At 37.2% G+C, this 9,983-nt stretch carries 6 protein-coding genes; all 6 read left to right on the forward strand.

Annotated elements, in window-relative coordinates:
• Positions 1–2: 2 nt before the first annotated feature.
• The 6 genes from essC (at position 3) to BLR54_RS13200 (ending at position 9,945) form a co-directional block, all read left to right on the forward strand.
• Complete coding sequence (gene essC, locus BLR54_RS13175) at positions 3–4,526, forward strand: type VII secretion protein EssC (RefSeq protein ID WP_090421837.1); 4,524 nt, start codon at positions 3–5, stop codon at positions 4,524–4,526.
• A gap of 236 nt (positions 4,527–4,762) precedes the next feature.
• Entirely contained in the window at positions 4,763–5,107 is a 345-nt protein-coding gene (locus BLR54_RS13180) for a hypothetical protein (protein WP_090421839.1), read from the forward strand.
• Between the two features lie 12 nt (positions 5,108–5,119).
• On the forward strand, positions 5,120–5,458 hold the full coding sequence (locus BLR54_RS13185; protein ID WP_090421841.1) for a hypothetical protein: 339 nt from the start codon (positions 5,120–5,122) through the stop codon (positions 5,456–5,458).
• Positions 5,459–5,599: 141 nt separating this feature from the next.
• The gene (locus BLR54_RS13190) at positions 5,600–8,548 is read left to right on the forward strand and encodes a hypothetical protein (RefSeq protein ID WP_090421843.1); all 2,949 of its coding nucleotides are present in this window, start codon (positions 5,600–5,602) and stop codon (positions 8,546–8,548) included.
• A gap of 18 nt (positions 8,549–8,566) precedes the next feature.
• Complete coding sequence (locus tag BLR54_RS13195) at positions 8,567–9,502, forward strand: leucine-rich repeat domain-containing protein (protein WP_176761951.1); 936 nt, start codon at positions 8,567–8,569, stop codon at positions 9,500–9,502.
• Positions 9,503–9,519: 17 nt separating this feature from the next.
• On the forward strand, positions 9,520–9,945 hold the full coding sequence (locus BLR54_RS13200; protein ID WP_090421847.1) for a hypothetical protein: 426 nt from the start codon (positions 9,520–9,522) through the stop codon (positions 9,943–9,945).
• Positions 9,946–9,983 lie beyond the last annotated feature (38 nt).

The raw sequence follows: 9,983 nt of genomic DNA on the forward strand, positions 1-9,983 counted from the left end.
ATATGGAATATAAGGTATTAATTTTTGGTAATGGTTTAAATAAAGAGGTTCAGATTGGTGAAGCCACAAAGCTATCCATTGGTACAGATAAACGTTGTCATATTTGGCTGAAGGGTGAAATCTTTCCAGAAGATTTTCTTATAAAGCTGAATATTACTCCAGAAGGCTATAGGGTGGAGCTATCAGAACAGATAGAAATCAGACAGGAAATGGAGGAACTTATCCCACTTTCTGCCAGTGTCCCAATTGGATATAAGGGCAGCGAGGAGATACTGTTTTCTCTTTTGGTGGCCACTGATTTTACCAATCAGTCGTTAGACTATCATATGGCTATTGAGCTGGTGGAGCTGCCAGTTGTCACCATAGGAACAGAGGATAATTCGGATATACGAATTAATAATCCTGAAATTCCACCTATAAAGCTTGCTTTAAATAAGCAGCAGGAGGGCTATGAAGCCCAGGTGGAAAAGGGGGTTAATTACATCACCCACAATGGTGCCAATATCAGAGAGGATAGCTTCTCTCTTAAAAATAATGAATTCTTTGGTGTGGCTAATATTCAGTTTTTCTATTCCAATGGAAGGCTATATACCGAGGATAGAGAGGAACTGATTTGCAGACTTTCTACACAGGTTATAAGTGAGCAAAACAACAAGCTGAAATATCCTGAGTTCATTCGAAATGTAAGATTGCAGTTTAAGCAACCTGAAGAAAAGCTGGAGGTACTTCAGCCTAGCAATCAGCCACAGGAGCCAGAGGGAAGCCTTATAGAAAAGCTGCTTCCTATGGTCATCATGATGATTTTGATGACAGTGTTGAGAGTCATGATTCGAAGCAACATAATGTACGCCCTGTACTTTGTTGTAATGATGGGTATGAGCTCGGTGATGACTGCCATCACCTTTGTGCGTGCAAAGAAACGCTTCAAGGAAAAGTCTATAAGACGTGAAAAGGTTTACAACGATTATATTGAGAAAAAAGATCAGGAGATAATCGATAAGAGAAGCGACGAAAAGCTTATTGCTCAGAAGATGTGCATATTGCCTCAGGAAAGCATAAGACAGATTCAGGATTTCGACGCTAGACTTTTTGAAAAGCTAAAGGATCATGAGGATTTCTTGGATGTGCCAATTGGTACTGGAACAGTGGATTCCTCAAATCAGATTAAATACAAAGAGCAGGAATATGTGGAAAGTGAAGACCCACTTGTTACTATTCCTGAGAATATTCACAACAAATATCAGAAGCTTTCTGATATGCCTATTGTGCTTCATCTGGCTCAGGTAAATGCGGTAGGTGTGCTTGGAACCAGAAACAAGCTTTATCAGATGATGAAAAACATCATGATATCTTTGGCATCCCAGCACTTCTATCAGGATGTGAAGTTCTTTGTAATGCTTAACAAAGAGGATGTGGCTTATTTCAGTTGGATGAGATGGCTTAGAAATATAAATGAAAATGGTAGAAGAAATATCCTTTATGACGAGGGTAGCAAGAAGACCATTTTGGAGGCTATTTACAACGAGCTTTCTTCTCGAGAGGGAATGAAAAAGGATGAGGTAAGACAGCTTCCACACTATATCGTATTTGCGTATCGTTCTGAAAACATGAGCGGTCATCCAATAACAAAATATGTGGAAAAAGCAAGAGACCTTGGCTTCACCTTCATCTTCTTTGAAGAGTACAAGGAATTGATGCATGAGGCCTGCGACGAGTTGGTTTGTTTGGATAGAGAAACCTACAGTGGATTTATTCAGAAGGCAGACGACGCTGTATGTATGCAGCAGTTCAACTATCAAAGAATTGATAAAGAACAGATTGCAGCTGCTGCTTTAAAGCTGGCTTGCGTTCATGTAAATGAAATCAGCTTGGAAAGTACTCTTACAAAGAACATCACTTTGTACCAGCTGTTAAAAGTAATGACAGCCTACGATCTGAACATTGGAATGAGATGGGCAAATTCAAATATTTACGAAAGCATGGCAGCGGCCCTTGGTGTGGACAGTTCAGGACAGACAGTTTATCTAGATATCCATGAAAAGGCTCACGGCCCTCATGGTCTTGTGGCAGGTACCACAGGTTCAGGTAAGTCTGAGATTTTGCAGTCTTATGTGCTTTCAATGTGTTTGAACTTTCATCCTTATGAGGTGGGCTTTGTAATCATCGATTTCAAGGGTGGTGGTATGGCAAACCAGTTTAAGGATTTGCCACATTTGAATGGTGCCATCACCAATATCGACGGTAAGCAGATTGACCGTTCACTTATGTCGATTAAGGCTGAGCTGATGAAACGTCAGAAGCTCTTTGCTGAATACTCTGTAAACAAAATTGATGACTATATCGAGCTATACAAAACTGGCGTGGCAAAGATTCCACTTCCACATTTGATTTTGATAGTTGACGAGTTTGCGGAATTAAAGAGCGACCAGCCAGAGTTTATGAAGGAGCTTATTAGTGCTGCTCGTATCGGACGAAGTCTTGGTATGCACCTGATTCTGGCAACCCAGAAACCAGCAGGTGTAGTAAACGACCAGATTTGGAGTAACTCGCGTTTTAAGCTTTGTCTTAAGGTGCAGGATAAATCAGACAGTAAGGAAGTGTTGAAATCACCTCTTGCTGCTGAAATCCGTGAGCCAGGTCGAGCATACCTGCAGGTAGGTAACAACGAAATCTTTCAGCTGTTCCAGTCAGCCTACAGTGGCGCCCCAGTAAACGTGGAGCAAATGGAGCAGCAAAAACAGTTTGACATAAACGTTGTGGACTTCGCAGGAAGAAGACAGCCTGTGTATTCACAGAAGCCTCAGAAGGGTTCTGGAGATAACAAAACACAGTTGGATGCATTGGTAGGTTATATCGAGGAATATTGCAAGGAAAATGCAATAGAAAAGCTTCCTGATATTTGCTTGCCACCATTGGCAGAGGTGATTCCATTCCCAGAGAGTATAAAGGAATCAAAATTCGAAACTGATGTGATTGTACCGATTGGTATATACGATAATCCATCAGAACAAACACAAGGTGTATTGGAAATTAATCTTTCAAAGAATAACACCTTTGTGGCAGGAAGTTCTCTGTCAGGTAAGACCAATTTGATGCAGACCATTATCAAGGGACTTTGTGGAAAGTATTCTGCAGCAGAGGTCTGCATATATATCATGGATTTTGCTTCCATGATGTTGAAAAATTTCGAGGGTCTTAATCAAGTTGGAGGTGTTGTAACCGCCACAGATGATAACAAATGTAAGCAGCTTATTGAGTTGCTGTTAAATGCTCTTGATGAAAGAAAACAAATTCTTTCTGAATTAGGTTTAAGTTCATTTAGTTCATACAGAGAAGCCGGTTATACAGAATTAAGGCAGATAGTTTTGATCATAGAGAATTATTCTATGTTAAAAACAGTTTTCCCGGAGCACGAAGCTGCTATAGGAATTATATGTCGAGACGGTGTTTCAGTTGGAATAAGCGTTATTCTTACGAACCCACAAACTAGTGGTCTTGGCATGAAAATGATGACATATTTTGGTGAGAATATTTCTTTATTACAAAATGATAATACTCAGTATGGAATGATGTTTTCTCATTGTAGGTTATATCCAGATGACAATCCTGGACGAGGTATTGTGGAAAGGGATAACACTATTAGAGAATTCCAGAGTTATCTTGCTTTCTCAGCAGAAAAGGAAATCGAAAAGGTTGGGAAAATGCGAGAGTTTGTTGCTAATACAAATAACAAAAATAAAGGTGTTACAGCAATTAAGATTCCAACAGTTCCTGATATTGTTACGGAAGAATACTTTGCCAAAAATTATGGCGCGGAAATCTTTGAAAATTTTTCAATCCCAGTAGGTGTCAGATTCGATGATATTCAGCCACAAGTGATGAAATTGACTACAGACAACTTCATCGGTCTTATGGGTGATGAAAAGTCTAATAGACTTAGCTTCACGAAATATATGATTGACTATTTGATGAAAAATTCCACAAAGATGCCTGTAGAGCTTTATATAGTGGATGATTTGAATCGTGAACTTGAGTATGCCAAAACCTTACCAATAACAAAAGCATATACAGTTAGTCAGGCTGAGGTAGAGGCGATAATGGCAACAGTGTTTAACGAAGCAAAAACACGTTTTGCCGGATTATCCAAAGATGGTTATAGCATAGATGATAAACCGCTTGTCATGTTGATTTTCAATTCCGCTTTAACAGAAGACATGATGTCTTTTGGAAATAACACTATGAAAATGCATGAACTCTTAGTAACGAAGCTTAGAGGTTGTAGGGTTTGTACTATGCATTCAAACGTACCAAACACAGGAGTGGCTTTTAAGGTTGGCTCGCTTTCAAAGCTGTTGGCAGAAAACTGCCACATTATTGCTTTTGAAGAGCTTAAGAAGATAAAGTTTGTAAATGCACCAGCTTCAATGGCACGAACCATTGCAAGAAGAATGGAAAAGGATGATGCATTCTACATAGATAATGGTATGTTCACAAAGATTCGTACCACAAATTCTAATCAATCATAGTATTTTTGATTAGAAAGATGTTATTACAAATATTTCGTTTTGATTACACGAGATAAAAACTTGATATTATAAACGCTTAACTGAAACAAACGGCTGTAGAATTTAACATGCGACAACAATTTATTGTTAAGAATGTGTGAACAAAGTGTGGTCAAATTGTGAACGTTGCGTTATAATATAATACACGCATCCATAAAATGCGTAGAAAAATATTTTTAGAAAAGGAGAATAAGAAAATGTGTGATGTTAATCCAACATTAGCAGCGACAGAGCAAGATGAGACTTATGTTGCCATTAACTTTGACGGTGTTACAACACTTGCAACAGAAATGGAGACAATCGCAACAGAGGCTCAGACACTTCAGACAGGATTAGAGGAAATTTTACCAGAAATCCAGAACAATTGGCAGGATGAGTCAGCTATATACCTTCGTTCTCATTACGAGGAGTTTGTTTCAAACATTCAGACAATTGTAGCTGATATTACATCAGTTAAGGAATGGGCAGAGCAGACTTCTGCATTATTCAATGCACAGGTTCAGCAGAATCAGGAAAACATTCAGAACGTACTTGGACAGTAGGAGGAATAAAAAATGTCAGATGTAAGTATTTACGGAGCAGGTGCTGTAGATAATGGCGTATCAATGAACACCACAGGCGTAACAAGCAACGGTGAAAACGTATGCCAGTATGCTCAGAACTTAAAGCAGGTATTAGATGATTTTGAAAACGTTATGGTGTTATTAACAACACATAACATGAGCGGTTACATGAGTAACGAGGCTATGGCTAGCTACACAGGTGTAAGAGATTCACTTTATGGTTACTCAGACAGAATTCAGACACTTGGTCTTACAATTCAGGCTAGTGCTGCAAACATCCAGGCAGCTTCACAGCAGGCCGGAGACAATATTGGTATATATACCAATTAATCTTTATAATTCTGCCAAGATTATTCTTGGCAGAATTATTTCTGCTATGTAGAAAATGGTGAGGAAATTTTCTATATAGCAGAAATTCAAAGATGATACTAGAGCGTAGAACATATACACAAGGAAGGACATAAACGAACTATGGAAAAACAAAATGGAAAATTCTTTGATGTAACTAAGACAAGAGATTACTTCGGAAAACTAGCTGACCAATATACCGATTTTGCATCTGCTGCAGGTGTGCACAAGGATTCAATCTGGGAGATGATTAATACAAATTCCTGGAGAGGAACTGATGCTGAGACAGCGAAAGATTTGCTTAAGACAAATAAAATCACGCTGGTGGATGCACTTACTGATTTACACATGGAGACACTTGAAATTGGTCAGCTTATCCTTGATAAATTTGCAGCCGAAGTTGATGATGCTCTAGATGCAAGAATAGATTATAATACTCTAGAAAAGATAAATCTTGATTATAAGAATCTTTATGCAAACTCTACGTCAGTTTTTGACTCATCAGTAGAACAGGCAACAAGTTGTCAGCAGCGTTTCAGCAGATATGGTGATATTAGAATACCTGATTATTCTGTTACAAAGGATGCTCTTATAGATATTTGTGGAGGCGACAATGATGAAGGTGGCTTCATTTTTGCGTGTATGAAAAAGTTAGAGAAATTCGACGCAGAGACACTTGCAATGATTGAAGAAGCTGAGATCGAAAAGAAAGCTGACATCCTTTTCTGTCGTATGCATGGAAAGTCTGCCCCTTCAAAGTTGAACTTCAAATTCGGAAAAGGCTTCGATTTATTATCCGCTTTACACTGCAGACCATGGGTTATTAATGCTATGTTTAATGGAAAAGGCTACAGAACACGTTATGGCCAGGGGGATATTATGTTCCCTTCAATGTGGCGCTTCAGTAATGGTAGACATGGTAAGTTTAGAAGTGGATTTGTTACCCTTACAGCAGATGTAACTGGAAAAGGTGGAGTTAAAAAGAAAAAGTATAGTACCAAGAGTAATCAGCAGGAGCAGACTGTTGATATTGGAGATTACAAAACTGGAAACAAGGCAGTTGATGCTGAAATTGCAGTACTGTTAACTCAAATGGAAAACGGCACATTGTATGAAGAAGATGTGGCTGCATTTATGACTGGTACAGATGCAGATAGTATAAATAAGCAAAAAGCATTGGCACATATTTGGGAGACAGATATACTTTGGATTGATAGTCACCTTGCAAATAAAAACTGTAAGGAACAAGAAAAGCATATTGAATCCATCATGAAAGCATTGCAGACAACTGAGAATAATAAAATACAGAATCAGGTGCTTGCAGATGACGGCGTGACTGTAACTAAAACATATGTATTCAATCAAGATGCTATGGAAAAACTCCAAAAGTATTGTTCCGATGACAAGGCTAAAGCTTATATTGAGGAGTTAAGCGAGGTATCACAAAAGGGAGATAAATTAGGACAACATACATTTGATGTAAAGTTGTGTGGCGCAGCAGTTGTATTTTCAATGAATACATGTGGTGACACAAAACAGATTCTTTTTCACCAGCCAGATGAGAGGTTAGATTGGGCTATAAAATATTGGGACAAAAGGGGAGATTACGAATATACCAAAGGTATAGTACCTGATATTGATTTAAAATATTTATACAAATGTGCAAGTAATAGCGATGAGGCATATTTCATTGATAAGCTTTTAAGATCTGATGAGAACTATACTGATGTTTTTGTAAAGAATCCTGGAAATATTGGAGAAGATATAAAGTTATTTGTTGGTAACTACATGGTAAATCTTGCATTAGATGATAATAAGGAAAATGGTTACAAAGCATATCAAGCTTTTATAAATTCTGCTATTAGTGCTACATATAAGAAGGGGGATGTTTATTATTATAGAACTGACGAAAATTTAATTTTCCTAGAAACTGCAGCGGGTATGGCTGCTGACACATATAGAGTTGCTGCATGGACTGTAGATTTAGATGATAGTGCTAGCTGTGATGCTCTAAAAAATAAGATTCAAATTGCAGATCAAAATGAAATGATTTTGATAGCATTAAATGCTTGGAGTAATGAAAATGAATACGCAAAAAGAATAACAGGGTTTGCATTGGATGATTCCTTTAATTTTAAGGACAAATGTAGTGTTGATATATATTATACAGATTACAATCTTAATGATTCTGCTACAGGATATGGCGTGCCACAAAATCAGCCAATTTATGGGCTGAAAGAAACATTTACTGTATATGAATATCCGGCAGGTTTGCCAGCAGTACATTCTTATTGTACAGACGAATATAGAAAGGCGAAGGAAAGAAAGGAAGAAGCCGAAAGAAATGTTTTATTTAATGAAACAGAAAAAATATTAAAAATGGTATTTCCTGAAGGAGCTGCAATATACGATAAGCTTAAAGAGTATGGAACAATTATTGCATCAGGAGATTATTCTGGTGCGATGCTTGATCATGCTGTTGAAAAAGTGGGAGAGAAAAATAAAGCTGGAAAGACTGTAGCATGCTTATATGATTTTGTTAATACATATAATTCAGAAATAGCAAAACACGAAGCCGAATTTAATGAAATTGAGAATTTAGAAAAAATGACTACATTTTATTCTAAGCTTACAGCAGAGTCAGGAGTTAATTCATATACTGTTGTTCTTGATTTTGATGCAATTAGACTCATTCGCATGTGGGATAGATATGGCATTTCATATCTGTATGAATGTGACGATGTGGATAATCATATTCGTTCTAATGAAATTGAGGATGGATATTATAGAAAGTTTAGCAATGATAAGGAACGTATGATTAGTGATATTGGAAAAAGTTGTAATGAAACGGATGAAGTAATAGAGAAGGCAATGAATACAATTATCTATGGTGCTGCATACACAGGTACCGATCTTCAAAGATATGAGACAATAAATGATATTCCAATTGATGTATTAAATGCTTGTGTAAGTGAATTAGACGGATTACCGCTCACAGACGAAGATGATAATGTTATAGAGAATGTAACTGATGTTTCGGTATTAATAGGTTATAACCTCGGTACAAACTGAGAATGGAGGAAATAATTGTTGAACACACATAATAAAAAGGTTAAAAGCAGATATGTAATCATTTTACTGGTAATTATCCTTGTTATTGTAGTTGCTAGAATTACTTTAAAGGGAATATGGGTCAAAGATTATCATTATGTGTACGATTTTAAGGATAAACAGATTTTAGCAGAAGCGTATCGTGGTAATGAAAATATAGTTGAGCTACCATCACATTTGGGTCCATTTGATGTAGCTTTGGGTTCAAATATTTTTTCTGATACGGTTATTACTAAAATTGTTATTCCGAATGATTTTGTAAAGAATTATACTTTTTTGCATTGTGATAATTTGAAAGAAGTTGAATTTGAGAATGGGACAACGTGTATTGATACTTGGTTTAAAAAATGTAACGGTATAGAGCAAGTTATAATTCCTGAAACAGTATCAGAAATAGCAGGTGGAACATTTGAGGCTTGTGAAGGGCTGGAAAAGATCAACATACCAGAATCTGTTAAATATATAGGGGTACATGCATTTTTAAATACTCCATTTGAGAGAAGTCATAACGATGATAAATATTATGTGGTAGGTGATGGTGTACTACTTTTTTATAATGGCTCAAAGGATTGTGTGGTGGTACCCAAAGGCATAAAACAATGCAATTATTTTTTCACGAAAAGCGATGAAGATAGGGCTGTGTATTATTCAGAGACCGTGGAAAATGCTTATTTAATGGTGCCTTTACACACTACAGCTTATTTTGGAAATGAAGAGATTTACTTCGAGGAGAGTTCAGAAGAAGATTATCAAAGTAGAGCAGGGACACTTGTTGCTCCAGCGGGATCATATGTGGAAAAGTATTGTGAAGAACACAAATTGAATTTTAGAGTTATGACAGAAGAGGAAGAGGCTATTTGGAGAGAAAAAACCGAAGCCGCAGCTTCAGAGATAACATATCAAGATAATAACTAGAAATGGAGACATAAACAATGAGTGAAAAATCAGATTTATATGATCGCATTAACCAATGCAATTCGGAAATTGCAACAATTAAGACAGATATCTCCAGCATGGATGGAGAGATTACAATCTGTAATATGAAGCTAACATCAATAACTTCATACAAGACCGATAATGAAAACTATGACATGTCAGTAGGCGATACTTGGCGAAGACAGCTGTGCAACATGGCTATCGTCAAACAGAAGGTTGCTAATCAGACATATTCAGATTCAATTACCAGCTGTGAAGGGCTTATTACAGATTTGCAGAATTGCATTTCAAACGCTTGGAAAATGGTACGTGACTTAGAAGATGAAATACGAAGATGTCAGGATAGAATTGCACAGATAGAGGCAGAAGAAGCAGAGGCAGCAAGAAGAGCAGCGGAAGCAGCAGCTAGCGCTGGAGCATAGAGGGCATAAGAGATGAAAAAAAGATTAACAAACATGAA

Origin of the sequence: Pseudobutyrivibrio sp. YE44, from assembly GCF_900104335.1 — a bacterium.
Taxonomy (GTDB): Bacteria; Bacillota; Clostridia; order Lachnospirales; family Lachnospiraceae; genus Pseudobutyrivibrio.